Source organism: Alishewanella sp. HL-SH06 (genome assembly GCF_052656265.1).
Map to the genome: position 1 here is coordinate 3,407,824 of NZ_CP199752.1, position 24,902 is coordinate 3,432,725.

Annotated in this window: 23 protein-coding genes; 10 read left to right on the forward strand and 13 right to left on the reverse strand. The window is 45.4% G+C overall.

The window, feature by feature from the left end; genetic code table 11:
• Position 1: 1 nt before the first annotated feature.
• Genes ACUJFK_RS15805 through ACUJFK_RS15820 form a run of 4 tightly spaced genes read right to left on the reverse strand, consistent with a single transcriptional unit; the run spans position 2 to position 2,794 of the window.
• Positions 2–535: a pilus assembly protein PilP gene (locus tag ACUJFK_RS15805; protein WP_445425428.1), complete on the reverse strand. Its 534-nt coding sequence runs from the start codon at positions 533–535 to the stop codon at positions 2–4.
• Positions 532–1,131: a type IV pilus inner membrane component PilO gene (locus ACUJFK_RS15810; RefSeq protein ID WP_226751062.1), complete on the reverse strand. Its 600-nt coding sequence runs from the start codon at positions 1,129–1,131 to the stop codon at positions 532–534. The genes ACUJFK_RS15805 and ACUJFK_RS15810 overlap by 4 nt, the downstream gene beginning before the upstream one ends.
• On the reverse strand, positions 1,128–1,727 hold the full coding sequence (locus ACUJFK_RS15815; RefSeq protein ID WP_306177714.1) for a PilN domain-containing protein: 600 nt from the start codon (positions 1,725–1,727) through the stop codon (positions 1,128–1,130). The genes ACUJFK_RS15810 and ACUJFK_RS15815 overlap by 4 nt, the downstream gene beginning before the upstream one ends.
• On the reverse strand, positions 1,715–2,794 hold the full coding sequence (locus tag ACUJFK_RS15820) for a pilus assembly protein PilM (RefSeq protein WP_226751060.1): 1,080 nt from the start codon (positions 2,792–2,794) through the stop codon (positions 1,715–1,717). The genes ACUJFK_RS15815 and ACUJFK_RS15820 overlap by 13 nt, the downstream gene beginning before the upstream one ends.
• Before the next feature lie 156 nt (positions 2,795–2,950).
• Between ACUJFK_RS15820 and ACUJFK_RS15825 the strand changes: the two genes are divergently transcribed.
• Entirely contained in the window at positions 2,951–5,515 is a 2,565-nt protein-coding gene (locus ACUJFK_RS15825) for a penicillin-binding protein 1A (protein ID WP_445425429.1), read from the forward strand.
• 35 nt (positions 5,516–5,550) lie between these two features.
• On the opposite strand, the gene argH is transcribed toward ACUJFK_RS15825, so the two are convergent.
• The 7 genes from argH to metB form a co-directional block, all read right to left on the reverse strand.
• Positions 5,551–6,936 (reverse strand): argininosuccinate lyase, encoded by a 1,386-nt coding sequence (gene argH / locus ACUJFK_RS15830; protein WP_226751058.1) that lies wholly within the window; start codon positions 6,934–6,936, stop codon positions 5,551–5,553.
• 5 nt (positions 6,937–6,941) lie between these two features.
• Positions 6,942–8,156, reverse strand: coding sequence for an argininosuccinate synthase (locus ACUJFK_RS15835; RefSeq protein WP_226751057.1), 1,215 nt, complete (start codon positions 8,154–8,156; stop codon positions 6,942–6,944).
• Positions 8,157–8,164: 8 nt separating this feature from the next.
• Entirely contained in the window at positions 8,165–9,079 is a 915-nt protein-coding gene (locus tag ACUJFK_RS15840) for an ornithine carbamoyltransferase (protein ID WP_226751056.1), read from the reverse strand.
• 63 nt (positions 9,080–9,142) lie between these two features.
• Entirely contained in the window at positions 9,143–9,907 is a 765-nt protein-coding gene (argB, locus tag ACUJFK_RS15845) for an acetylglutamate kinase (protein WP_226751055.1), read from the reverse strand.
• A complete protein-coding gene (gene argC, locus ACUJFK_RS15850; RefSeq protein ID WP_306177717.1) occupies positions 9,904–10,932 on the reverse strand; it encodes an N-acetyl-gamma-glutamyl-phosphate reductase in 1,029 nt (342 codons plus the stop codon). Before argC ends, argB begins: the two co-directional genes overlap by 4 nt.
• Positions 10,933–11,054: 122 nt before the next feature.
• Complete coding sequence (locus tag ACUJFK_RS15855; RefSeq protein ID WP_445425430.1) at positions 11,055–13,958, reverse strand: ligand-binding sensor domain-containing protein; 2,904 nt, start codon at positions 13,956–13,958, stop codon at positions 11,055–11,057.
• 260 nt (positions 13,959–14,218) lie between these two features.
• A complete protein-coding gene (gene metB / locus ACUJFK_RS15860; protein WP_226751052.1) occupies positions 14,219–15,391 on the reverse strand; it encodes a cystathionine gamma-synthase in 1,173 nt (390 codons plus the stop codon).
• 177 nt (positions 15,392–15,568) lie between these two features.
• On the opposite strand from metB, the gene metJ reads away from it, so the two are divergent.
• Positions 15,569–15,904, forward strand: coding sequence for a met regulon transcriptional regulator MetJ (metJ, locus tag ACUJFK_RS15865; RefSeq protein WP_226751051.1), 336 nt, complete (start codon positions 15,569–15,571; stop codon positions 15,902–15,904).
• Between the two features lie 42 nt (positions 15,905–15,946).
• Here metJ and ACUJFK_RS15870 read toward each other — a convergent pair whose 3' ends face one another.
• The gene (locus tag ACUJFK_RS15870) at positions 15,947–17,188 is read right to left on the reverse strand and encodes a malic enzyme-like NAD(P)-binding protein (RefSeq protein WP_226751050.1); all 1,242 of its coding nucleotides are present in this window, start codon (positions 17,186–17,188) and stop codon (positions 15,947–15,949) included.
• 88 nt (positions 17,189–17,276) lie between these two features.
• On the opposite strand from ACUJFK_RS15870, the gene ACUJFK_RS15875 reads away from it, so the two are divergent.
• Positions 17,277–17,468 carry a hypothetical protein gene (locus ACUJFK_RS15875; RefSeq protein WP_226751049.1) on the forward strand — a complete coding sequence of 64 codons (192 nt, stop codon included), beginning with the start codon at positions 17,277–17,279 and terminating at the stop codon, positions 17,466–17,468.
• 101 nt (positions 17,469–17,569) lie between these two features.
• Positions 17,570–18,469 (forward strand): tetratricopeptide repeat protein, encoded by a 900-nt coding sequence (locus tag ACUJFK_RS15880; protein WP_445425431.1) that lies wholly within the window; start codon positions 17,570–17,572, stop codon positions 18,467–18,469.
• A gap of 230 nt (positions 18,470–18,699) precedes the next feature.
• Here the strand turns inward: ACUJFK_RS15880 and rpmE are convergent, their stop codons facing one another.
• Positions 18,700–18,912 carry a 50S ribosomal protein L31 gene (gene rpmE / locus ACUJFK_RS15885; RefSeq protein ID WP_226751047.1) on the reverse strand — a complete coding sequence of 71 codons (213 nt, stop codon included), beginning with the start codon at positions 18,910–18,912 and terminating at the stop codon, positions 18,700–18,702.
• 212 nt (positions 18,913–19,124) lie between these two features.
• Between rpmE and priA the strand changes: the two genes are divergently transcribed.
• The 6 genes from priA (at position 19,125) to rraA (ending at position 24,899) form a co-directional block, all read left to right on the forward strand.
• Positions 19,125–21,299, forward strand: a complete 2,175-nt coding sequence (gene priA / locus ACUJFK_RS15890; protein ID WP_445425432.1) for a primosomal protein N' — start codon at positions 19,125–19,127, stop codon at positions 21,297–21,299.
• Positions 21,300–21,390: 91 nt separating this feature from the next.
• On the forward strand, positions 21,391–21,960 hold the full coding sequence (locus ACUJFK_RS15895) for an SPOR domain-containing protein (protein ID WP_226751045.1): 570 nt from the start codon (positions 21,391–21,393) through the stop codon (positions 21,958–21,960).
• A gap of 57 nt (positions 21,961–22,017) precedes the next feature.
• Positions 22,018–22,536, forward strand: coding sequence for an ATP-dependent protease subunit HslV (hslV, locus tag ACUJFK_RS15900; protein ID WP_226751044.1), 519 nt, complete (start codon positions 22,018–22,020; stop codon positions 22,534–22,536).
• An 11-nt stretch (positions 22,537–22,547) separates the two neighbouring features.
• Positions 22,548–23,876, forward strand: coding sequence for an HslU--HslV peptidase ATPase subunit (hslU, locus tag ACUJFK_RS15905; RefSeq protein ID WP_226751043.1), 1,329 nt, complete (start codon positions 22,548–22,550; stop codon positions 23,874–23,876).
• Positions 23,876–24,247: a gamma-butyrobetaine hydroxylase-like domain-containing protein gene (locus ACUJFK_RS15910; RefSeq protein WP_226751042.1), complete on the forward strand. Its 372-nt coding sequence runs from the start codon at positions 23,876–23,878 to the stop codon at positions 24,245–24,247. Before hslU ends, ACUJFK_RS15910 begins: the two co-directional genes overlap by 1 nt.
• Positions 24,248–24,413: 166 nt before the next feature.
• On the forward strand, positions 24,414–24,899 hold the full coding sequence (gene rraA, locus ACUJFK_RS15915; protein WP_226751041.1) for a ribonuclease E activity regulator RraA: 486 nt from the start codon (positions 24,414–24,416) through the stop codon (positions 24,897–24,899).
• Positions 24,900–24,902 lie beyond the last annotated feature (3 nt).

Here is a 24,902-nt window from a genome sequence, read left to right on the forward strand (position 1 = left end):
CCTAGTTACCTGCAGTCGCAGCATCGTACATCTGGATCCGTGTTTCACGTTCCACCCAGCAGCCAGAACCATCAGGAATTAATTCCAGTAAATCGATATAAGTTGGCTCTACATTGATTACTTTGCCACTGAATAAGCCCAAATAATTATCAATTGTTACTCTGTATAAAGACTTGTCAGCAGATTCAATCAAGCCCCAGAGTTTATCACCATCCCCTAAAGTACCGCGCATTGTCAGGTTTTCCAACGCAAATCTTTCCAGCAGTTCTTTGCGCCGATTAGGATCAGGATACAAACAATCTTGTTGTTGCAAGAGTCGTTCCTGAATTGCTTCTGGCGTAGGTTCTGCAAAAGGACTACGTTCATTTGCAGCCGCATAACTGATATGAGAAAACTCTTTTACTTGCGGTAACGGTTCAATACGTTGCCGTGTATTGGCTTTTACATTATCCATATGTGCTTGAATATGGTCGACGCTATCAAAACAACCGCTGAGTAGCAGCACTGAGGTACCGGCTAGCAGTATGGCTCTCATTGGCTGTTCTCCTTATAGCGATAGGTTTTTGCGACCACATTGAACCTTAGTTTACCGTCTTTTTCAGCTTGAATATTAAAGTCATGCAAACTGACAATACGCGGTAATTTAGCCACTTCGCTGACAAAGTTACCAAATTGATGGTAATCGCCGGTCACATCAATCTTAATTGGCAGCTCGGTGTAGAATTCTTTTTCAACTTCCGGTTCCCAGTTAATTTTGGAAAAAACTAAACCGCTTGTTGTGCCAACATAGGTAATGTCATCCAACAAACCAGGCGTTTCAGACGTGGTCGGTAGCTGTTTTAATAAGAAAGCTAATGAATCTTGCATTTCTTTCATTTGTTCGCGATACGCTTCTAGGTTCACCGCAACCGCATAGCGGGTTTGATACAATTGCATCAGTTCGGTTTCTTTTTGTTTCGCGCTCGCCAACTCGTCAATTTTACTGTCGATTAATAAGTAATAACTGATTACTGACACCAAGGCCGCTAAAATAGCAGCAAAAATCACTTTCACCAATACAGGCCAAGAGCCCATATTGTCTAAGTCTAAATCATTAACATCAATATCAGATAACTTCATGTTGAGGCTCATTTCCGGCCTCCCTGTGCATTGTTTTTAGTCTCTGCGTTGCTGTTGTCTAGGGCTTCAAAGCCGACAATTTTTAAGTGCATTTGAAAATCACTTAATAAACTTGAGCGCTCTTTGGCAGCTTGAATAAACTCGAGGTAAGGCTCTGCTAATAACTCTGACTGCTCCGCTTCACGCAGCATATTAGACAGTCGGTTATTTGACTCACTTTTCCCCACTAACAGTAACATCGAGCCTTTTTTCTCTAATTGTGTCAAATAAACACCGTTTGGAATGATGGTCGCAATTTCAGACATCACTTGCGTACCTAAATTTCGGCTGCTTTGCAGTTGCTCAATTAATGTTAAACGTTGTTGCAAACTGCGTTTGGTTTCATTTAAACGGCTAATCTCGGCAATTCGTTGATCTAAGATGCTAATTTCACTTTGCAGATACTGATTACGCTTCGCTTGGCCTTCTAAACGTGCGTTGTAAATCATATTAATTAAAAAAAACACCAAAAAACTCATTAATGCGGTAAAAGCCAATACCATCACATAGTTTTTTTGACGTTCCTTTCGAGCCGCATCACGCCACGGCAGTAGGTTTATATGTGCCATGGTGAAAAACTCCTTAAGGCTAACCCACTGGCTACCATTAATTGTGGAGCATGCTTATCTAAAAGATCGCGGTCAATTGATGACGCCACTTCCATACTGTTAAAGGGATCAGCTATCACAGTATGAATGCCTAACTCGTCAATTAATAACTTATCGATACCTTCAATCATACCTGAACCACCCGACACTACGATGTAATCCAGTGTTTCTTTACCACTGCTGGTTAAGTACATTTGAATACCGCGCCGGATCTGTTGCAGTAACATAGTTTGAAAAGGTGCTAACACTTCGAAAGTATAATTAGGGGGTAAATCACCAGAAACTTTGGCAGTTTCAGCTTCATCGTAGCTTTTATTGTAGTAAGACAAAATACTGCGAGTATATTGTTCGCCACCAAATACTTGGTCACGGGTATAGAGTGTTTTGCCACCTTCAACAATGCTTAATAATGTCATGGTTGCACCAATGTCTATCATAGCAACCACTTTATTGGCGGCATCCGCAGGTAACTGACTTAAACATAACTCTGCTGATCGACTTAACGCATAGCTTTCAACATCGACGACCTTTGCTGTAAAACCGCCATCGGCTAATGCAGCGACTCGCGCTTCTAAACTTTCAGTTCGAGCAGCACTTAAAAGCACGTTAACTTTAGAAGGATCGGCTTCATTAACATCAAGTTTTTCAAAATCAAGACTAACTTCATTTAATGGATAAGGAATTAAAGTATCCGCTTCAACTTCAATTTGGCTTTCAAGTTCAGCGTCAGTTAATGACACATCCATGAAAATGACTTTGCTGATAACGGTAGAACCAGAAATAGCTGCAGCCGCAAACTTAACATTACGTGGAATTTTTTTACGAATTTTCGCCAGCACATTACCAACAGCTTCAATGTCTTGGATCTCACGATCTGCCATTGCGCCTTTTACCATGGGCTCAACTGCAAAGGCTTCTACCCTGTAGTAGCCACTGTGCATACTTAATAGCACTGCTTTCACGGTGTGAGAACCGATGTCAATGCCCACCATTATGGGTGATTGTTTACTAAACAGGCTTTTAATCATAGCGCCTTGCAGCCGTATTATTATTTATCGATTTTTGTTTAGGTATTCTTAGTCCAGTCACAGGTTTTTGGCAAGAAAAAGCGTTTAATCTCAACCTAATAAATATATACTAGCAGCGTTATTGTCAAATTGGGAGTTAAAAATTGGGGGCCAACGGTGTCGTGGGTTAAAAAGCTTTTTATTTTGTTCGTCTTAATGACATTTTTAGGTGTCGCCACTATCGGTATTACCTATGTTGTTCTAAAAGATGACCTACCTGATGTTGCCACTTTAAAAGATGTGCGGCTGCAAACCCCCATGCAAGTATTCACCGCTGATGGCGAACTGATCTCCCAGTTTGGCGAGCAACGCCGCATACCTTTAACCTTAGAGCAAATGCCCCCCTTATTGCTCGAAGCTTTCCTAGCAACCGAAGATACTCGTTTTTATGAACATCCTGGTATTGATATTATTGGTATTATTCGTGCCGCCAGTGTAGTAGCGACGTCGGGTGAATTAAGCCAAGGTGCCAGTACCATCACCCAACAATTAGCTCGAAATTTCTTTTTATCGCGTGAGAAAAAAATCATTCGTAAAGTAAAAGAGATCTTTTTAGCGATCCACATTGAACAGCTACTGACTAAACAAGAAATTTTAGAGCTTTATTTAAATAAAATTGAACTAGGTCAACGTGCTTTTGGTGTCGGTGCTGCTGCACAAGTTTACTTTGGCAAGTCTGTCACTGAACTTACGGTTGACGAAATTGCCATTATCGCGGGTTTACCTAAAGCGCCATCCATCCTTAACCCCGTTCGTTCTGCCAGTAACGCTCGCGCTAGACGTAACGTGGTGTTAGGTCGGATGCTCGATACCGGCGCTATCGATCAAGCAACTTATGAAAACGCCATTGCTGCACCTGTGACCAGCCGCTTGCATGGTGCACAAATTACCGCATCAGCACCCTACATTGCTGAAATGGTTCGGCAACAAATGGTTGACTTGTTCGGTGAAGAAGTCGCCTATGCTGATGGCTTTAAAGTCTTTACAACTATCAATAGTCAACAACAAGCCGCTGCCAAACAAGCGTTACAGCAAAATATCTACGATTACGATGAACGCCATGGTTATCGCGGCCCTGTTGCCAGAGCGTGGCAGGCCGAATTTGTCAGTAACGATGATGAGTCTCCTGTGTTTAACGAAAGCGGGCGTTTAGATGACGTGGCACTTACCCAGTTTCTTGACCAACAACAGGGAATCGAAGATTTAGTGCCAGCGGTAGTATTGAGCGTGGCGCAACAAAGTGCGGAAGTGATTTTAAAAGGCGGCCAAACTCTCACTTTGGAATGGGATGGCTTAAAATGGGCGCGTAACTTTATTGCTGATGATCGTCAAGGTACAGCACCAAAATCTGCTGCCAGCATCTTAGCACCCGGCATGAGTATTTTAGTACGTCAGCAAGATAATGCCTGGCGTTTAAGCCAAGTGCCTTTAGTCAGTAGTGCTTTGGTGGCATTAGACCCGCAAAACGGTGCGATCCGCTCATTAGTTGGTGGCTACAGCTTCTCACAAAGCCAATTTAATCGCGTAACACAAGCCAAGCGTCAAGTCGGCTCAAACGTAAAACCTTTTATCTATTCTGCGGCTTTAGAGCAAAACTATACTTTAGCCAGCATCATGAATGATGCTCCCATCCATCAATGGGATAATAACGCGGGTATTGCATGGCGGCCGAAGAATTCACCCGCCGTTTATGATGGACCAATTCGCATCCGTGAAGCTTTAGCTAAATCCAAAAACGTCGTGTCGATCCGCTTATTGCGCGGTATCGGGGTTGATGCCAGTATTGCCCATTTGCAAAAATTTGGCTTTGCACAAAGCGACCTGCCACGTAACGAAACGCTTGCGCTGGGTTCAGCCTCATTAACCCCATTAGAAGTGGTTACTGGCTATGCCGTTTTTGCTAATGGTGGCCATTTGGTTCAGCCTTATGTTGTTGATAAAGTTATCAATGCCGAAGGTAAAGTGGTTTATCAACATCAACCGTTGTTGGCTTGCCAAGCCTGTGGCGAACAGCAAAATCCAGACAGTTCTGCCGAGCTGACCGACGCGACAGTAGATGAATTAACTGGCCTTAACGCCATGGCAACAGAACAATATGCGCCACAAGTTATTTCTGCCCAAAATGCGTTCTTAATCGCCGATGCCTTAAAAAGCAGCGTTTGGGGCGGTGGCGATTGGCGACAAGGCACAGGCTGGAATGGTACGGCCTGGCAATTACAAAGCCTAAAACGTCGAGATATTGCGGGTAAAACCGGTACCACCAACGACTCTAAAGATACTTGGTTTTCAGGCTTTACCCCGCAACTTGTTGTAACAAGTTGGGTTGGTTTTGATGATGCTAACCGTAGCTTAGGCCGTGCCTTGTGGAATGCCAATTTAGACAGAAATCAAAGTGCAGGCACAGAGTCTGGTGCTCGTACTGCTCTGCCAGCTTGGCTAAACTACATGCGAGTTGTATTGCCCGCTTATGCTGAAAAGTCTTTACCAACTCCCGTAGGTATTTCTTCAGTACGTATTGATCAGGCCACTGGGCTGTTAAGCCGTCGTACCGATGACAGCAGTACCTTTGAATACTTCAAGTTGGGCACGGAGCCGACGCAATACGTTTCAGGAAGTGTACCGCAAATTCAATTTGGCGAAGAGCCGGTTGAAAAAACTGAAGAAGTCGAAGAATTGTTCTAAAAAACCGGCGAAAGCCGGTTTTTTTTCAAATGGACTTAGGCCAAAATACTATCCAACCAAGCTTGGCGCGCTTTTAACGCAGCCAATACGCGTTGTGGTGAAGTGCCACCATAAGCATTGCGCTTGGCTAAGCCGGCTTCGATGGTCAAAGCAGCAAACACATCATCACTGATCAGTTCACATACCTGCTGCATCTCTGCTAGTGGCAGTGCTTCTAACGCAACCTTCGCCGCTGATGCCTTTAACACCAACTCTCCGGATAACTCATGCGCATCACGAAACGGAATACCCTTCGCCACCAGATAATCGGCTAAGTCAGTCGCATTGCTATAGCCGAGCTCTGCTGCTAAACGACATTGCGCTTCGTTTACCGACAAATGCGGCAATACAGTTGCCAGTACTAACAACGATTGCTGCCAAGTACTCATCAAGTCGAAAAAGCCTTGCTTATCTTCTTGCATGTCCTTGTTGTATGCCAGAGGTAAACCTTTAATGACATGCAAAATGGCCACTAAATGGCCCAAGACACGACCGGTTTTACCACGCAATAACTCAAATACATCGGGGTTTTTCTTTTGCGGCATTAAAGAGGAGCCGCTACTGATCGCGTCACCTAATTTAAAGAAGCCCGCTTCACCTGAGCAAAAGAAAATAACATCTTCTGACAAACGTGATAAATGCGTCATGCATAAAGTTGCGGCAGCGGATAACTCAACCACATAGTCACGATCGGAAACCGCATCTAAGCTGTTAGCTGCAGGTTCGGCAAAATCTAGGCGTTGTGCCAGTGTATGCCGATCCATTGCTACGCCCGTTCCGGCAAGTGCGCCACAACCTAGCGGACAACTGTCTAAACGTGCGACAGCATCATCCAATCGGCCCAGGTCACGTTTAAACATTTCTACATAGGCCAAGGCCCAGTGCGCCACTAATACCGGCTGTGCCCGCTGTAAGTGTGTAAAACCCGGCATCACGGCGGTTTCGGCGCGCTCAGCAAACACCAACAAGGCTTTTAACGCCGCCAGTAGTGATTGACGCACATGACCCGCATTTAAACGAGTCCAGAGCCGCAAGTCAGTTGCAACCAAGTCATTACGGCTGCGCCCCGTGTGTAATTTCTTCGCAACATTACCTAGCTTGGCCGTTAGTTGGGCTTCGACCCAACTATGAATATCTTCTTCTTGCGTTTGCAACGGTAACTTAGGATCAGCTTCAATCGCTACAGCTAAGTCGGCCAGGCCGGCATCTAACTGCTGCGCTTCTTGCTGATTAATAATACCGGCTTGCAGCAAGCCCGCAGCCCAAGCACGGGATGCGGTAATATCTTGCAATGCAAGTTGATAATCAAAGCTCAAGGAATCGTTGAACTCACGAAATTCTGCTAGTGTGGCCTCAGTAAAGCGCCCTCCCCACATAGCCATAATACTTAACCCTTGTTTGCGTGTAAGGCTCTGATCCGGCTAGCCAGACTATATAATCTGATAAAGCCTTCAGCGTCTTTTTGGTTATACACTTCATCACCTTCGAAGGTGGCGAATGCTTCTGAGTACAAGCTGTTTGGTGAGCGACGCTTCGCTACCGTGACATTACCTTTGTATAGTTTGATCACAACATCACCGGTTAGCTGTGATGCTAAAGAGGTTGCTGCGGCAAGTAAGGCGTCTTTTAATGGCGTGAACCAACGTCCATCATAAACCAGCTGCGCAAACTCTAAACCCACTTCTTCACGGTATTTCAGTGAAGTACGGTCATACACTAAGGCTTCTAAACCTTTTAATGCGGCTAATAAAATTGTACCGCCGGGTGTTTCATAACAACCCCGAGATTTCATGCCAACCAAACGGTTTTCAACAATATCGATACGGCCAACACCATGCTCAGAGCCGATATCATTCAGTAACTCAATGGCAGCAACACCCCCCATCGCTTGACCATTGATGGTGGTTAATTCACCGGCTTCGAAACTTAACTCAACGTAAGCTGCTTGATCAGGAGCTTGTTCAGGTGATTTCGTCCACATCCAGATTTGATCTGAAGGCTCGTTCCACGGATTCTCAATTTCACCGCCTTCGTGTGAAATATGCCATAAGTTAGCATCACGGCTATAAATCTTGGTCGCAGAAGCGGTAGTCGGAATATTTTTCTCAGCCAAGTAATTAAGCAGTGACTGACGAGAGTTAAATTCCCATTCACGCCATGGCGCGATCACTTTTAATTGTGGCGCTAACGCGGCAAACGCCCCTTCAAAACGTACTTGGTCATTACCTTTACCAGTACAGCCGTGACATAACGCATCAGCACCTAATTCTAAGGCTAAATTAACTTGGGCACGCGCAATCACAGGGCGTGCCATAGAGGTTCCCAATAAATATTGGCCTTCATACACCGCACCGGTTTTTAACGTCGGGAAAATCACTTCATTGACTAGCTCTTCACGTAAGTCAACGATGTAGCAGCTGCTAGCACCTGATTTAATGGCTTTTTCTTCTACACCGGCAAGCTCTTCGTCGCCTTGACCGACGTTAGCAACAAAGGCAATCACCTCGCAGTTATAATTATCCTTTAACCACGGCACGATAGCCGATGTATCTAAACCACCTGAATAGGCTAAAACTACCTTTTTAACGTTTTCAACGCTCATCATCAACCTCAACTAAATAAACTGACTAAAACGGCATTTTGTGCATGCATGCGGTTTTCCGCTTGCTGCAATGCCAAAGAATGTTCACTGTCTAACACTTCACTGGTCACTTCGTGGCCACGATGTGCAGGTAAACAGTGCATAAAATGTTTTACCGCTAAACGCTGCATCACTGCAGTATTGATCTGATAGGGTGAAAAAATTTCAGTAATTAACGCAGGATCAGAACGGGTACCCATTGATAACCAAGTATCGGTATAGATCGCATCAGCACCGGCCGCAGAAGAAACATGCTGGCTCAATGTTAACTTGGCGCCACTGCGCTGCGCGATTTCTTGCGCTTTTAATAATACATGCGCATCAGGGCCAAAACCTTGTGGTGTGACCACCGTTAAGTCCATCCCCATGATCGCAGCACCTAACATTAAAGATTGGCAAACATTATTACCATCGCCCACATAGGCTAAGTGTACTTGAGATAAATCGCCGTATTGCTCTTTTAATGTCAATAAATCGGCTAAGGCTTGACATGGGTGATAAATATCACTTAGAGCATTGATAACCGGTTTTTTACTGCTTAAGGCTAAACGCACTAAGGTTTTTTGTGAGTAAACACGCGCCACAATAGCATCGGTCCAGCATGCTAAGTTACTGCCGAAGTCTTCAACCGATTCACGCTCACCCATAGCGCCATTTTGCAAATCAAGATAGACACTATGGCCACCTAATTTGTGAATACCCACATCAAAGCTTACGCGGGTGCGTAACGAGGGCTTTTCAAACAGCAAAGCAATACTGCGCCCCTGCAAAGCATGTCGGTAATTGTTAGGTGATTGTTTGATATCTAAAGCGAGATCAAGCAGAGCAGACAATTGTTGTTGATCCAGTTCAGCTAAACATAGCAGCTGGGTTAATTTACTCATAGCACACGCGTTATCCGCTAAGCGGTATCCTTACTCAATGGCGCCAAGCAATGGCGCCGCTAATTAATACAAAATACAGGTGCCGACAGGCTTATCCTGCATCAAATTCATCAAATCGGCTGGATTTTGCCAGCCCGCGACCACAATATTGCTTTGCAACGCAGCCGCTGTTTCTAAAGCAGCATCTAGCTTCACTTTCATGCCGCCTTTAATCACACCCTCAAGCACTAAGTTACTGGCTTGTTCGGCAGAAAGTTCGTTAATTAACTGCATATTGGCATCGAGAATTCCCGGAACGTCAGTCAATAACACCAATTGGCCTTTCACTAGCTGACAAATCGCCGCTGCGGCTAAATCGGCATTCACATTTAACAACTGACCATCGGCGGCAATGCCAATCGAGCTAAATACGGGGGTATAGCCTTGGGTTAATAACAACTCAATTAAAGTCGCATCAGCGGGTTTAACAATACCTACCGCACCAAGGCGCGTATTCACAGTGAATTGACAGGCATTACCCGCGGATAAATTTAAGCCAACAGGCAACAAACCTTGCAACATGGCACGGCTGACCATTTCAGCATTTACCGCGCCATCTAAAGCACCAGTTATCACAGGCATTTGTTCTGCTGGTGATACCCGTTGCCCATCAATTTTTTCTGTGACAAAACCAAACTTGCTCAGCCATTGATCAACCTGATCGCCACCACCGTGTACTAAAATGACCGGCCGTTGCTGCTTAATGTTGGCACATACCGCTAATAAGGCATCTAACGCTTGCCTGTCTTGCAGTAAGCGGCCACCCATTTTTAATACTAGCGGTTTCATAGGCTGGCTCCTGCTAATAAACCCGCTGTCTCAGGTTTACCAAAACGAACATTCGCCGCCTGCATCGCTTGCGCGGCAGCGCCTTTTAATAAGTTATCAATGGCTGACATAATGACTAATTGCTCGCCATCTTGCTGCCAATACAAATCACAAAACGGTGTACCCGCCACATCGGCAACATTAGGAGAGTTCTTAGTAAAACGGATTAACGGCTTACTGGCATAAGCATGCTGAAAAGCTGCCGCAACTTGCTCAGCGCTCACGCCGGCTTTTAACGTGACAACGCAGGTTGCTAAAATGCCGCGCTTAAAATTACCCAGATGAGGGGTAAACACCACTTTGCGTCCCAGATTTTGTTCAATCTCTGGGCGATGCCGGTGTTTAAAGAAACCATAAGCATTTAAACCGACTTCACAAAATGAAGTACTTAAGCTGGCTTTGCGGCCAGCACCCGAGACACCACTTGTGGCACTGATCACCGGAATGCAGTCTTTAGTTACTAAATCCGCTTTTAGCAGCGGTAATAACGCCAACGTACAAGCGGTAGGATAACAGCCAGGAACAGAGACTAGATCACCCAATGGAGTCGTTTGCCATTCCATTAATGAATACACCGCTTGGGCCAATAACTCAGGATGTTGATGAGCGTAACCATAGTATTTCGGGTATAAGTCAGCTTGCTTTAAACGAAAGGCACCCGATAAATCGACTACCGCAATGCCTTTTGCTAACAACAGCGGGGCAATAGCTTCACTGGCTTCATGTGGCAACGCCAAAAACGCTACCTGCACATCTAACGCCTCTACGCGCTCATCGGTCCAAGGCTCAACCAAAATATCGACTTGTTGCTGAAAACGAGGATATAACTGGGCGAAAGGTTCACTACTGCGACCGGCCGATGCAAAAGCATAGCTCAGTTCAAAATAGGGGTTAGCGCATAGCAAAGCACATAGCTCAGCACCACTGTATCCCGCCGCACCGAGTACGGCACTGCGAATTTTAATGTTTTGTTGTTCAACGGACATGGAAAACTCTTAAAAAGAAAAACTAGGCTACAAGTTATAGCACAATATGGCGCCTAGTGTAGAACGAAGGATATGCACAATCAAGAATTATTATGCTGTTTTTTTGAATTAATACCCAATATTTAACGCGTATTGTCAGCTAAGGCTAAGCGATTACGCCCTAATTTTTTCGCGTTATACAAGGCTTTATCGGCACTCACTAATAGCTGGGGTAATTCCAACTTATTATTCGTGGTTAAACCAATACTTATTGTGATATGCAAATCAGCAGCTAGATCAGTGAAGTTAAGTTTTTCTACTTTATGACGAAGGCGTTCACACACCTCTGAAGCATCCTGTAATGAGGTATCAGGTAACAACACCACAAACTCCTCGCCGCCCCAACGTGCAAGCATATCAACCGTCCGGCATTGCTGTTTTAACACTTCAGCCAAACGTTTCAGTACTTCATCACCTACCGCATGCGACAGTTGATCATTAACCCGCTTAAAATGATCAACATCTATTAATGCCAGACATAAAGTGGTGTTATTCCGCTGCGCGCGTTGATACTCATGCTGCAATTCTTCATCAAAGGCTCGGCGATTAGCCAAACCGGTTAAGGCATCTTGTCTTGCGAGCAATTGCAATTCGGTTGTTTGCTCTGCGACTAATTTACGCAAACGTTGCTCAGTGTGTCTTAAACTCGACATACGCCAACGCACCGCAATAATACTGAGTGTGGTGAGTAACAAGATAATGGCGAATTTAAACCACCAACGCTGCCAGAGATGAGGTAGTAGCGTAAAGGTATAGACAGCTTCTTGCTTGCTCCACTCACCGTCGGGATAACTAGCACTCACTAAAAAGCGATATTCGCCTGGTGGTAAGTTAGTGTACTCGGCAGTATTGGCAGTGCCACGCGTCACCCAATCACGATCAAAACCTTCTAATTTAGTACGATACTGAATTCGCCCTGACATCACAAAACCCAAGCCTGCGTAACTAATTTCCAATCGATTGCTGCCTGCTACAAGATTAACTGGAGAACCTAAGGGTAAAGCTTGGCCATCAACATGTACTTTTTCAATAACTACTGGCGGAGCAATTTCAGCAAATTGCTGTAAACGCTCAGGCTGAACCCGGGTGACTCCCATCGATGTGGCAAACCACACCGAGCCATCATGGTGAAGTGCACCCGCTTTAGCCGAGCCGCCATTGGCTTGCGAGCTGATCATGCCATCGCTTTCGCCATAAAGTTCGACACTTAATGAACTACGCTTACCGGCTAAAAGCGCCAGGGCATGGCTGCGATTTAACCTTAAAATGCCCCTATTACTGCTGATCCAAAAAGAACCTTGCTGGTCTTGAACTAACTCAAATATTTTATCAAACGGCATGCCTTGCGCTCGGCCAATAATCTGTATGTCATTGCTGGCTAGATGATAGGCCATCAGGCCTCGATCCGTGGTGATCCATAAAATGTTTACCGGGGCATCATAGGTCATTCCAAAGGCATAGTGTGCATCATCGTATGCCGCTATATTTAGTGTTCTCAGTTGCTCGTTTTCATAAACGGCCACACCATTGCCAGTGCCAATAAAAATTCGCTGATCGGGTGTTTGAAACAGCGAGACAACAAAAGAACTGGGTAAACCATCCGCAACGCCTAAACTTAAAATACCATCATCCTTTATAAGACTAACACCATTAGACGTGCCTACCCACATTTGACCGTTGCCCAGAGGTAGGATGGCGCGAACTTCATTGGCTGGTAAACCGTTCCCGGTATCATAATGGCGTCGGATCTGATCATGTTGCAGTTCAATTAAACCATCGGCATAGGTGCCCACTAACACCGTTTGATCGGGTCCTTCCGCTAGACTTAACACCGACTGCCCGACACTGACTGCCGTTAAATCAATAATACTGAACGCACCATTACAAATACGAGTTAAACCGCGGCTGCTACCAACATACATACAGCCATTAGAATGCGATAACAGAGCACGGGTATAATTTCCGGCTAATCCGACTTCTGTAGTCATGGTATTAAAAGGTGCATCTCTTAAACGAAAAATGCCGCCATTTGTTCCAACCCACAAATTACCTTCTTTGTCTTTTAACAAAGCTAAAATACGATTATTGGGTAAGCCCTGCCGCATATCTAAAGATTCAGTAATACCGTTATGTAAGCGTAATAAGCCTCTATCTATAGTGCCAATCCATAGAATGTCTGAGTTCTCCTGCAATATGGCCGACACCGGAACATTATCTAATAAAGTTAATGGCTTAGATTGACTTGGCTGTGCCAGGTAAAGGCCACGTTCTGTGCCCACTAGTAACGCTGCTTGATGATTTAATTCCAATGCAAATATCGGTACGCCATTAAATTCGTCTGCAGCAACCGGTTGAATTTGCAATTGTGCATCTAAGTAAACCAATCCATTCGCGGTGCCAACCCACAGTAAGCCGTTGGCATCTTGTTGCAAACTGTGAATTTGGAGAGAGGGTAATCCATCGTCAAGCGTAAAATGTGTGCGTTTACCGGTGGCATCTTGCATGTAAAGCCCCTGCCCCTCGGTAGCAACCCATAATCGATCTTGATTATCCATAAACAAACGATTAATCAATTCACCAAAAGGGGGAAAAGCTTGCCATTGCCCATCTTGTACTTTAACCAACCCGCCCCGTGCACCACCTATCCACAAAACATTATGTTTATCTAAATGAAAAGTACGCACGCCGACATCTGGCAAACCGGTTTGGGGGTTACGATCAAAAATGCGAAATTCGCGACCGTTATATCGAGCAACGCCTTCCCAAGTGCCAAACCACATATAGCCATCCGGCGTTTGAGTAATAGCATTAATAGTGTTGTGCGGTAAGCCGGCTCGAGTGTTGAGCGTTTCTTTAAAATAATTATCTAAGCTAGGAATATGCTTTGCAGCAGAAGCCGCTGCCGTATTAAAAAATACAGTACACAACAAAAAGCAGAAAAAATGATAAACATGTCGCCGATGCCGACACAGGCCCGATAAAAGCATGCAGAAATCCAATTCCTTGGCTGTAACGTTAGCGCCTAGCTACTAATATACTTTAGATTACCCGAATTTAATTAACAATGCCAAGCGTGTTACCTGCTTACGGAACTTGATTTTACGGTATAAAGAAACCATCAAACACGAACTAAAATAAAGAAATCATTAAGTTAATGAATTTCAGATATTAGTGAGAGCTCACATAATATTAAAAAAAATAGGCAACAGGCATTAAATCATCTGTTGTCTAAGCTAGAGGAGTTGTTTTAGTCAGCTAAACGCTGAGCTACCACGTTTAGCGCTTGTTGCAAATCAGCACGTAAATCTGCCACATCTTCAATGCCTATTGATAAACGCACTAAGGTGGCAGCAATACCCGCTCGCTGCTGCGCCGCCGCATCCATCGAAGCATGCGTCATTGAAGCAGGATGACAGATTAAACTTTCAGTGCCTCCCAGTGACTGTGCCAAAGTAAAATACTCTAGAGCATTGAAAAAATCTTTTAACAATGCAGCAGGAGCGTTCAACTCAAAACTACACATCGCCCCAAAACCCAATTGCTGTTCTTTAGCAATCTGATGCCCAGGATGACTTGTCAGCCCGGGATAATACACTTTAGCAACTAAAGGATGCGCCGCTAAAAAATCGACCACTGCAGCCGTATTTTCTTGTTGCAGCTTTAAGCGCAAGTTTAACGTTCTTAAGCCTCGCAAGGTAAGATAGGCATCAAATGCTCCACCGGTTAAGCCTAAACAGTTTCCCCACCATTTTAATTCTTCACCAACCGCCAGATCCTTAGCAATCACGGCACCGCCGATAATGTCAGAGTGGCCATTAATAAATTTCGTCGTCGAGTGTATGACTAAATCTGCACCTAAGGAGAGGGGCTGCTGTAATACTGGCGATAAAAAGGTGTTATCCACCACCACTTTGGCTTTGAGGCTGGCCGCTAACTGACAAACCGCTCGCACATCAGTAATTTGCAGTAATGGGTTACTCGGTGTTTCTAACCAAATCATGCTGGCTTGGCTTAACCGTAATTGCTCGGCCCAATCGGCATCTTGAAAATTGATAATGTGTAATTTAAAAGCCTGCTTCTTTTGCGCCAAATTGGTAAATAATCGATAACTACCACCATAACAATCATGCGGGATCACTAAGGTGTCAGAGGGTGTTAGTAATTGCAGTGCTAACAAACAAGCTGACATACCAGTATTGGTGATAATCGCTTTAGCACCGCCTTCGAGTTCGGCTAACGCCTCCCCTAATACATCGCGGGTAGGGTTATTTGAACGTGAATAATCATAAGGACCTGGCTGCCCTAATGCCGGAAGTTGATAAGTTGAAGTGAGGTAAATTGGTGGTGTCACTGCACCAAAGGCGGTATCTTCCGCAATACCCGCACGAGCAACGATAGTCGCTGGATGACGCTTGGTCATAATACGCCCTTTTGGATGTTTAGATGTCCAAAAAGTATAATGCGTTAACACTGGAAGTCAAACCATTTAGCCGTCTATAATGTTTATTTGTTGCACAGTGTTTGACTGTAACAGAGAAAACAGTAGAATTTCGCACTTGCGCGAGCAATTTCTCTCGACCAATAACAAGGGACCCTTATGGCTAAGTGGAATGGTGAGTATGCTCACCCTTACGCGGAACACGGTAAAAAATCAGAACAAGTTAAAAAGATTACCGTATCGATCCCGCTGAATGTTTTAAAAGTGCTAACTGACGAACGCACTCGCCGCCAAGTGAACAACTTACGGCATGCGACAAATAGTGAGTTATTGTGCGAAGCCTTTTTGCACGCCTTTACTGGCCAGCCATTACCGGCTGATGACGATCTACGTAAAGATAATCCGCATCAAATTCCTGCTGAAGTTCGGCAGATTTTGACCAGCATGGGTAAACCCATCCCAGTCATCATTGAAGCAGAAAACGACGAAGAATAAAAAAAACCGCCAATAGGCGGTTTTTTTTATAAGCGGCTCAGCTTACTTATAGTAATTATCAGGCAATGGTAAACGAGCAACGCCAGAGTTTACCGCGGCTTCCGCCACAGCACGTGCCACTCGAGGTAACAATCTCGGATCCATCGGTTTTGGAATAATGTAAGATTTACCAAACTCTAAAGCTGATACATCAGCCGCCGCCAAAACTTCGGCTGGCACCGGCTCTTTAGCAATTGAGCGGATCGCTTCTACTGCTGCAAGTTTCATTGCATCATTGATTTCACTGGCACGTACATCTAAAGCACCACGGAAAATAAACGGGAAGCACAAAACATTATTCACTTGATTAGGGTAATCAGAGCGACCTGTTGCCATGATCAGATCTTGTCGAGCCGCGTGCGCGAGCTCAGGCTTAATTTCCGGATCAGGGTTTGAACAAGCAAAAATAACAGGCTTATCTGCCATTAACATTAAAGCTTCTGCTGGCAACACATCGGGGCCCGATACACCAACAAAAACATCCGCCCCTTGTAAAGCATCTTCTAAAGTCCGTTTATCGGTATTATTGGCAAATAACGATTTATATTGGTTTAAATCTTCGCGCCGAGCATGGATCACCCCTTTGGTATCCAACATATAGATATGCTCACGCATGGCACCGCATTTAATTAATAACTCCATGCAAGCAATAGCCGCAGCACCCGCACCCATACAAACGATAATGGCGTGTTTAATATCCTTACCTTGGATTTCTAACGCATTAAGCATACCGGCAGCAGTGACTATTGCTGTACCATGCTGATCATCATGAAACACCGGGATGTTGCAGCGTTTGATTAACTCTTTCTCTATTTCAAAACATTCTGGCGCTTTAATATCTTCTAAATTAATACCACCAAAGGTATCGGCAATATTGGCAACCGTCGTTATAAACTCTTCCGTTGTGCGATGTGACACTTCAATGTCAATCGAATCTAAGTTGGCAAAGCGTTTAAACAACAAGGCTTTACCTTCCATCACCGGTTTTGATGCTAAATGCCCCAGATTGCCCAAACCTAAAATCGCAGTACCGTTAGAAATCACAGCGACTAAGTTACCTTTAGCGGTATATTTATACACATTGTCTGGATCAGCAGCAATTTCACGAACGGGCTCCGCCACACCTGGGCTGTAAGCTAGCGCAAGATCGCGGACGGTTTCAGCCGGTTTGCTAATTTCAATACTAATTTTTCCTGGGCGGGGTTCGGCATGGTAGCGAAGTGCCTGTTCTCTGAAATCTGTCATTCTAATTGTCCTGGAGTAAGGTAAGCGGCGACAGGCTGCAATTATGCTTATTATTGTTTTACAGCAAGCCAGATGAAGGCTCATTTTAATGAGCTCTTTAATAGAAAAACACCAATTTGTTGCTGGACCTACCAGCCTAAGCAAGTATGACCACCTTCTTGTTGATATTTTCTTCTCTTCTTATAGCAAGAAATGCGCTAGCCATAAAGAAGCCTATACACTTAAAACCCAATCTCTTGCTGAGTATTTATATGTTGAACTAGTTACCACCAAAATTTAACATAAATAAAACAAATCACTATTAATTTTAGCGACATCCCTTGACCGTCATTAAAATATCACTACAATATCTGGTAAATATTTAGTTAATGAGGTTATGCCATGCGCCTTTTATCGATCTCTGCACTTATTCTCGTAAGTAGCATCAGTATTAGCCTGCCCGCCACTGCACAAAATGCCGGAAACAATGAGCAAATATGCACTGAAACTGACTGCACAAAAGAGCTGCGTAAATTGATGCGACTGGCTCGAGCAGGTAGCGGCGATGCCGCGGCGATCGTTGCCATGTCTTATGCGACAGGCGATGGTTTAGAACAGAATACCAGTCAAGCATTACGCTATCTTCGCCAAGGTGTACGCCAGCGCAACCCCATGTCAGTTTACTTGATGTCAGATTGGTTACGAAATGGCTTTGTTATTGAGCAAGATATCGCAGAAGCAGACCGGTTATTAGAACAAGCCATCTCTTTAAATTATGCTCCAGCCCAATATTCAAAAGCAGTAACATTGTTGCAAACTGAAGATCCAACGCAAATCGAGCAAGCTGTGGTATTACTCGAGCAAGCGTCAGAACAAAAGTTAGCAACGTCAATGCTGTTACTGGGCCAACTTAAACAACACGGTATTGGTACTGAAAAAGATCTTGTTGCGGCAGCAGAGTTGTTTAAACGCTTAGTGTTAACTGGGCAAACCCAAGCCAAACCTTATTTAGCGGAAGTCAGCGCTGAACTAGCAGCAAGCAATGAACATGCAGAATTAGTAAAAGATTTACAGCAAGTTGAAAACATTGAGGTCATCCGCGTGACGGGGCAGCAAATTCAAATGAACAACATGCTTGCCGGTTTAGTCAAACGGTTAAATTCTTCAGGGCTTTATGATAGCCGCTCTGTCGGTAGTCGTATTCGCGGAGTCAGTTGTGAGCAAAGCGGCAGCAATTGCGCCAGTATTAAACCAGACAGCTCTTCCTCTTCAATCAACCAAGTGCTATCAGGTGGTCAATAACCGGTTGTTTGAATTTGCTGTACCATCGCTTTAGCCATAGGTTGTACTCACTTAACGCTATGTCTTAGCTAGCATGCTGAGCATGGCGTTGTTTTATTGTGCTACAACCATCGCCATGAAAACCCTACCGCTATGCGCAGAACAGATGAATGCTAATGTGCACATGCAGGGTATTTTGAAGCAAAAAAAACCGGAGCCTAAGCTCCGGTTTTTTTTCGTTCGGTAATCGATTAACGATTGCCCAAAACAGAGAAACGTTTTTTGAAGCGATCTACACGACCACCTACGTCTAACACTTTTTGCTTACCAGTATAAAACGGGTGACATGCTGAACATACGTCCAAGTGGATGTCTTTGCAAAGTGCAGAGCGAGTTTTGAATGCATTACCGCAAGTACAAGTAGCAGTAATTTCTTTGTATTCTGGATGGATACCTGGTTTCATGGGTTACCTCGTTAGGCCGTATCGCTATCTGGTCACAATTTTTGGCGCCAGACACCATACGCAATTACAGTTAATTTAGGGCGCGTAGCTTAATTGATAGGCAAACAAGTTGCAACCTGCCCGCGGCAAAAAAACACTATTTTTGTTTTACTTGGCAAGCCGGATATCGATCCTTAAACTAACAATCCCTTTGCTTTGTTGTGGAAACCATAGTGACCGTTATTCGAGTGGCTCTGCCCGTCCCGTTACGCCAACATTTTGATTATCTGTTGCCTGAAAACAGCAGTGTAACAGTGGGGTGTCGGGTACAAGTGCCATTTGGTCAACGTCAGTTAATTGGGATTGTTTGGCAAATTGATCCGGATAGTCCTTTTGAACACAGCCAACTCAAAGCAGTAAGTCACATTTTAGAAGACGCTCCGGTGATCTCCGGCACCCTACGCCTTTTATTAAGCTTTGCAGCGGAATACTATCACCATCCGTTAGGTGAAGTGCTGACCGCAGCCCTTCCTGCGTTATTGCGTGAAGGCCGACAACTGCGCGATTATGCCCTAACCGGCTATCGATTAACGGCGGCAGGCGAAGCAGCACAAAGTAGTGATTTTAAGCGTTCGGCGAAGCAACTTGCCTTGTGGCACACGCTGCAAACCAGCCCTTTAGCTGAAGATACACTACTGCAACAGCATCATCGCAGCACACTGAAACAACTGATAGATAAAGGCATGGTTGTTGCTGAAACACTAGAGCGTCAACCTTACGCCTATCAAGGTTTAGCACAAACACCCTTACAACTGACAGTTGACCAGGCTATTGCTGTGAGTGCGGTGCAGCAAGCTTACGGAAAGTTTCAGCCGTTCTTGTTAGAAGGTGTCACCGGCTCGGGTAAAACCGAAGTGTATTTGCAATGCATTGCGCCTCTATTAGCCCGTGGCGAACAAGTCTTATTGTTGCTACCTGAAATTGGTTTAACGCCGCAAACACTTCAACGTTTTGTACAGCGTTTTAATGTGCCCGTTTTAGCTTGGCACTCTAACCTCAGCGATGGCGAACGTTTGTCATGCTGGCTACAAGCGGCAAGTGGCAGTGCTGCGATTGTCATTGGCACGCGCTCGGCGCTGTTTTTACCGTTTCGACAACTCAGTTTAATTATTATTGATGAAGAGCATGATTTATCTTTAAAGCAGCAAGATGGCTTTCGCTATCATGCGCGTGATCTGGCGATTAAACGCGGCTCATTAGAAGGCTGCCCTGTGTTGCTTGGCTCTGCCACCCCCAGTTTAGAATCTTTATATAATTGCCAACAAAAACGCTATGTGCATTTAGAACTGCAACATCGCGCTACAGGGCAAAGCTTACCGCCATTTGAGTTAATTGATTTAAAACAGCAACAATTGCAGTTCGGCTTAGCCGATAGCAGTATTAAACAAATCCGCGGCCAGTTAGCCCGTGGTAAGCAAGTGATGTTATTTTTGAATCGCCGCGGTTTTGCCCCCGCGCTTAGCTGTCAAGATTGCGGCTGGCTGACCGAATGTAAACGTTGCAGCACCTTTACCACTTATCATAAACATAGTCGCCAATTATTATGTCACCATTGCGGCGCCAGCCGCCCTATTCCTAGACAATGCGGCTCTTGTGGCAGTGCTCGATTAGCGCCAGTTGGCCAAGGCACTGAACAGTTAGAAGAACATTTGCAGCAGTTGTTTGCAGATACACCCGTAACCCGCTTAGACCGCGATAGTACAAGGCGAAAAGGTGCTTTAGGGGAGTTGCTCAAGGATATTAATCAAGCTGGGCCACGCCTAATTTTAGGTACGCAAATGCTGGCGAAAGGCCACCACTTTCCTTTTGTGACTTTGGTGGTAATTGTTGATGTAGATGGCGCCTTATACAGCGCAGACTTTCGTGCGCCAGAACAATTAGCTCAACTGCTGACACAGGTCGCTGGCCGCGCAGGTCGAGGCAATGACAAAGGTAAGGTATTACTGCAAACACAGCATCCTGAACATGCCCTGCTGCAAGATATTATTCAAAACGGTTATGCGGCTTTTGCACGCAGTGCCCTGCTCGAACGCCAACAAACCACCTTACCGCCCTATCAGCACTTGGCATTATTTCGTGCCGAAGCCCTGCAAAGTGACTTATGCCAGCAATGGTTACAACAGGTCGCAGAGCTTTGCCAAGCCTATCACGGTTTACAGCGGCTAGGGCCGTTATTATCGCCTTTAGAGCGCAAAGCGGGTAAGTATCGCTGGCAGTTGCATTTGTACAGCCAAAATAGACCGCTATTGCATCATGCCTTAGGGCACATCTTGCCAGAAATCACACGTTGGCCGCTGAGCCGTAAAGTAAAATGGCAGCTCGATGTGGATGCTCTGGATCTGAGCTAAACGTAAAGCCAGAGTGATAGCTCTATTTCATTTTTTACTATTCAAGGTAGAATAGCCGCTGTTGTAATGAGTAGGTAATCAAACAGTCACTATGCCACAAAAAGATTATGTGCGCGCCAGTCGCCCGAAACCGGCCAGCAAGACCAAAGGCAAAGCCCGCCCAGCACGCGGTGCCAAAGCGCAAGCTGCCTCACAAAAACCTTGGATATTAATCGGCTTGGTGCTCTGTGTCTTATTGGCTTTTGTTTACGGTTTGTGGTTTTTACGCCAACAAGCTCCGGTGGTAACGCCGCCTGAAGCACCCGCTCCGGCTGTTACCGTGAAAAAAGATGAATTGCCTCCCAAGCCCGTAGCTGAGCCTTATCAATATATTGAAGAGCTTAAAAATAAAGAAGTGACCGTCGAAGTGACAGAGCAGCGTCGTAGTGGTCCGGCGCAACTGCAATGCGGCTCATTTAGACAGCAAACCCAAGCCGAAGCCATGAAAGCGCAAATCGCCTTTGCGGGCATTACCGCCGATGTGCGCCGCACCGAAGGTACTAATGGCGTGTGGTTTCGGGTAGTGCTGGGCCCTTATGAGTCTCGTCGTGCTGCCACCGTTGATATGAATCGGTTACGGCAAATGGGTATTAATACCTGTCAGGTGCGTAACTGGGCTTGAAAAGCTAACGCATAAACCCTATCTATGCCCTAAGTTAATTCGCCATAGGGCATATTCATGACAACTATCGTATCTGTTCGACGCAATGGTCACGTCGCCATCGGCGGTGATGGCCAGGTGTCACTGGGCAACACCGTAATGAAAGGTAACGCCCGTAAAGTTCGCCGTCTTTACCATAATAAAGTCTTGGCAGGTTTTGCCGGCGGTACCGCTGACGCCTTCACCTTATTTGAACGCTTTGAAGCCAAACTTGACATGCACCAAGGCCATTTAATGCGCGCGGCCGTTGAGTTAGCAAAAGATTGGCGTACCGATCGCATGCTGCGCAAACTCGAAGCGTTACTAGCCGTAGCCGATGCCAACACCTCTTTGATCATTACGGGTAACGGCGACGTGATCCAGCCAGAACACGATCTCATCGCCATTGGCAGTGGCGGCCCTTTTGCGCAAGCGGCGGCGACAGCCCTGCTACAAAATTCTGATCTAGGCGCGCGTGACATCGTTGAAAAAAGCCTAAAAATTGCCGGTGATATTTGTGTCTATACCAATCACCATCACACCATTGAAGAATTATAAGCGGAACAATTATGTCTGACATGACGCCTAGAGAAATCGTCCACGAGTTGGATCGACACATTATCGGTCAAAATAAAGCCAAACGTGCCGTTGCTATTGCCTTACGTAACCGTTGGCGCCGTATGCAGCTTGATGAAAGCTTGCGCCAAGAAGTCACCCCCAAAAATATTCTGATGATTGGCCCAACGGGTGTAGGTAAAACTGAAATTGCTCGTCGCTTAGCCAAATTGGCTAACGCGCCCTTTATTAAAGTTGAAGCCACCAAATTCACCGAAGTGGGTTATGTCGGTAAAGAAGTAGAAAGCATCATCCGTGATCTGGCAGACAGTGCCGTTAAAATGTTACGTGAACAAGCGATTGCCAAAAATCGTTTTAGAGCAGAAGAAGCCGCAGAAGAGCGGATCCTCGATGCTTTACTGCCACCCGCCAAAGACGCCTGGGGTGAAACAGAAAAAAGTAGCGAATCGAATACGCGGCAAATTTTCCGTAAAAAGCTGCGTGAAGGCCAATTAGACGATAAAGAAATCGAATTGGAATTGTCACAAGGCCCCATTGGCGTCGAAATCATGGCGCCACCGGGCATGGAAGAAATGACGTCGCAATTGCAAAGCATGTTTCAAAGCTTAGGCAATGACAAAAAGAAAAAACGTAAGCTGAAAATCAAAGACGCTTTTAAGCAACTAATTGAAGAAGAAGCGGCACGTTTGGTTAATCCTGAAGAGCTTAAGCTAGAAGCCTTAGAAGCGGTTGAACAAAATGGTATCGTATTTTTAGATGAAATCGATAAAATTTGTAAACGCGGCGAAACCAGCGGCCCCGATGTTTCACGCGAAGGCGTGCAACGTGACTTACTGCCGCTGATTGAAGGCTGCACCGTGAACACCAAGCACGGTATGGTAAAAACCGACCATATTCTGTTTATTGCGTCTGGCGCCTTTCAAATGAGTAAACCCTCCGATCTTGTGCCTGAATTACAAGGTCGCTTGCCGATCCGGGTTGAACTGGAAGCGTTAACCGCCGCTGATTTTGAACGCATCTTAACCGAACCTAAAGCGTCACTGACCGAACAAGCGCAAGCGATGCTCGCCACTGAAGGGGTGAACATCAGCTTTACCGCTGACGGCATTAAGCATATCGCGGCCGCGGCCTTTCAAGTCAATGAAACCACAGAAAACATCGGTGCTCGTCGTTTGTACACGGTGATGGAGCGTTTATTAGAGGAAATCTCTTATGATGCCGCCGATCATGCGGGGCAACAAATCAGTATCGATGCTGAGTATGTTGAAAAACATCTGGGCAACTTAGTACAAAACGAAGATCTCAGTCGGTTTATTTTGTAATGACCAAAAAGTTGGTTGGACTTCATTACCATCAACGTCGCCGTTTGCTCGACTTACAGTTTAGCGACGGCAGCCTCAGCAGTTTGAGTGCCGAGTTTTTACGCGTGCACTCCCCCTCTGCTGAGGTGCGTGGTCATGGCCAACCTAAGTTGGTCAGCCATAAACGTGACGTTGCCATCAAGCAGATCCAAGCAGTGGGTCATTACGCAGTAAAACTGGTTTTTGATGATGGCCATGCTACTGGCTTGTACAGTTTTGCTTATCTTTGCCAGTTGGCTGAAAATGAAACAACCTTGTGGCAAGACTATTTGGCCAAGTTAAAACAGGCTAATGCCAGCCGTGAACCGCTGATCAGTATTAAAACGCTGTAAGGGCCAGTGCACTGCCGTTAAGCATCCGCCTGTTACCACTTCTCTCTCAAGTAGAAAACCGCATTGCGTAAGTGACTTTGCCTAATGGTGCTCGAAGTTGTGCTTGAGCTTAGGTGGTAGCAGGTTATACTGTCTGCATACTTTTCTTGCAGTTTGGAGCCACCTTATGGAATATAACACCTCAGAGCTTTGCGATCTGTACGCGGATCAAGTTGATGTCGTTGAGCCGATTTTTGCTAACTATGGTGGTCGCCGTTCTTTTGGCGGAAAAATCCACACCGTAAAATGTTTTGAAGACAACGGTTTGGTGCGTCAAATGCTGACTGACAACGGCATTGGTAAGGTGTTACTGATTGACGGTGGTGGCTCAGCTCGTCGTGCTTTAGTTGATGCGGATCTGGCCTCTTTAGCGGCAAGCAACGGCTGGGAAGGCATTGTCTGTTACGGTAGCGTGCGCGATCTTGATGCATTAGAAGATTTCGATATCGGTATTCAAGCCGTTAATGCGATCCCGATTGGCGCTGACGATGCAGGCTTTGGTGAAACCGAAGTGCCTGTTAATTTTGCCGGCGTAACCTTCCTACCTGGTGATCATCTGTATGCTGACAGTACCGGCATCATTTTATCGCCGGATGCACTCGACATCGAGTAACGC

What these genes read in the sequence shown, in the direction of transcription:
- ACUJFK_RS15810 (WP_226751062.1), bottom strand. Translation starts at nt 1,131, where the DNA reads ATGAGCCTCAACATGAAGTTATCTGATATTGATGTTAATGATTTAGAC.
- ACUJFK_RS15820 (WP_226751060.1), bottom strand. Translation starts at nt 2,794, where the DNA reads ATGATTAAAAGCCTGTTTAGTAAACAATCACCCATAATGGTGGGCATT.
- ACUJFK_RS15875 (WP_226751049.1), top strand. Translation starts at nt 17,277, where the DNA reads ATGAGCTCTTTAATAGAAAAACACCAATTTGTTGCTGGACCTACCAGC.
- hslV (WP_226751044.1), top strand. Translation starts at nt 22,018, where the DNA reads ATGACAACTATCGTATCTGTTCGACGCAATGGTCACGTCGCCATCGGC.
- argC (WP_306177717.1), bottom strand. Translation starts at nt 10,932, where the DNA reads ATGTCCGTTGAACAACAAAACATTAAAATTCGCAGTGCCGTACTCGGT.
- ACUJFK_RS15895 (WP_226751045.1), top strand. Translation starts at nt 21,391, where the DNA reads ATGCCACAAAAAGATTATGTGCGCGCCAGTCGCCCGAAACCGGCCAGC.
- rpmE (WP_226751047.1), bottom strand. Translation starts at nt 18,912, where the DNA reads ATGAAACCAGGTATCCATCCAGAATACAAAGAAATTACTGCTACTTGT.
- ACUJFK_RS15870 (WP_226751050.1), bottom strand. Translation starts at nt 17,188, where the DNA reads ATGACAGATTTCAGAGAACAGGCACTTCGCTACCATGCCGAACCCCGC.
- ACUJFK_RS15840 (WP_226751056.1), bottom strand. Translation starts at nt 9,079, where the DNA reads ATGAGTAAATTAACCCAGCTGCTATGTTTAGCTGAACTGGATCAACAA.
- argH (WP_226751058.1), bottom strand. Translation starts at nt 6,936, where the DNA reads ATGGCTATGTGGGGAGGGCGCTTTACTGAGGCCACACTAGCAGAATTT.
- ACUJFK_RS15855 (WP_445425430.1), bottom strand. Translation starts at nt 13,958, where the DNA reads ATGCTTTTATCGGGCCTGTGTCGGCATCGGCGACATGTTTATCATTTT.
- ACUJFK_RS15815 (WP_306177714.1), bottom strand. Translation starts at nt 1,727, where the DNA reads ATGGCACATATAAACCTACTGCCGTGGCGTGATGCGGCTCGAAAGGAA.
- ACUJFK_RS15910 (WP_226751042.1), top strand. Translation starts at nt 23,876, where the DNA reads ATGACCAAAAAGTTGGTTGGACTTCATTACCATCAACGTCGCCGTTTG.
- ACUJFK_RS15880 (WP_445425431.1), top strand. Translation starts at nt 17,570, where the DNA reads ATGCGCCTTTTATCGATCTCTGCACTTATTCTCGTAAGTAGCATCAGT.
- metB (WP_226751052.1), bottom strand. Translation starts at nt 15,391, where the DNA reads ATGACCAAGCGTCATCCAGCGACTATCGTTGCTCGTGCGGGTATTGCG.
- ACUJFK_RS15805 (WP_445425428.1), bottom strand. Translation starts at nt 535, where the DNA reads ATGAGAGCCATACTGCTAGCCGGTACCTCAGTGCTGCTACTCAGCGGT.
- hslU (WP_226751043.1), top strand. Translation starts at nt 22,548, where the DNA reads ATGTCTGACATGACGCCTAGAGAAATCGTCCACGAGTTGGATCGACAC.
- rraA (WP_226751041.1), top strand. Translation starts at nt 24,414, where the DNA reads ATGGAATATAACACCTCAGAGCTTTGCGATCTGTACGCGGATCAAGTT.
- metJ (WP_226751051.1), top strand. Translation starts at nt 15,569, where the DNA reads ATGGCTAAGTGGAATGGTGAGTATGCTCACCCTTACGCGGAACACGGT.
- argB (WP_226751055.1), bottom strand. Translation starts at nt 9,907, where the DNA reads ATGAAACCGCTAGTATTAAAAATGGGTGGCCGCTTACTGCAAGACAGG.
- ACUJFK_RS15835 (WP_226751057.1), bottom strand. Translation starts at nt 8,156, where the DNA reads ATGAGCGTTGAAAACGTTAAAAAGGTAGTTTTAGCCTATTCAGGTGGT.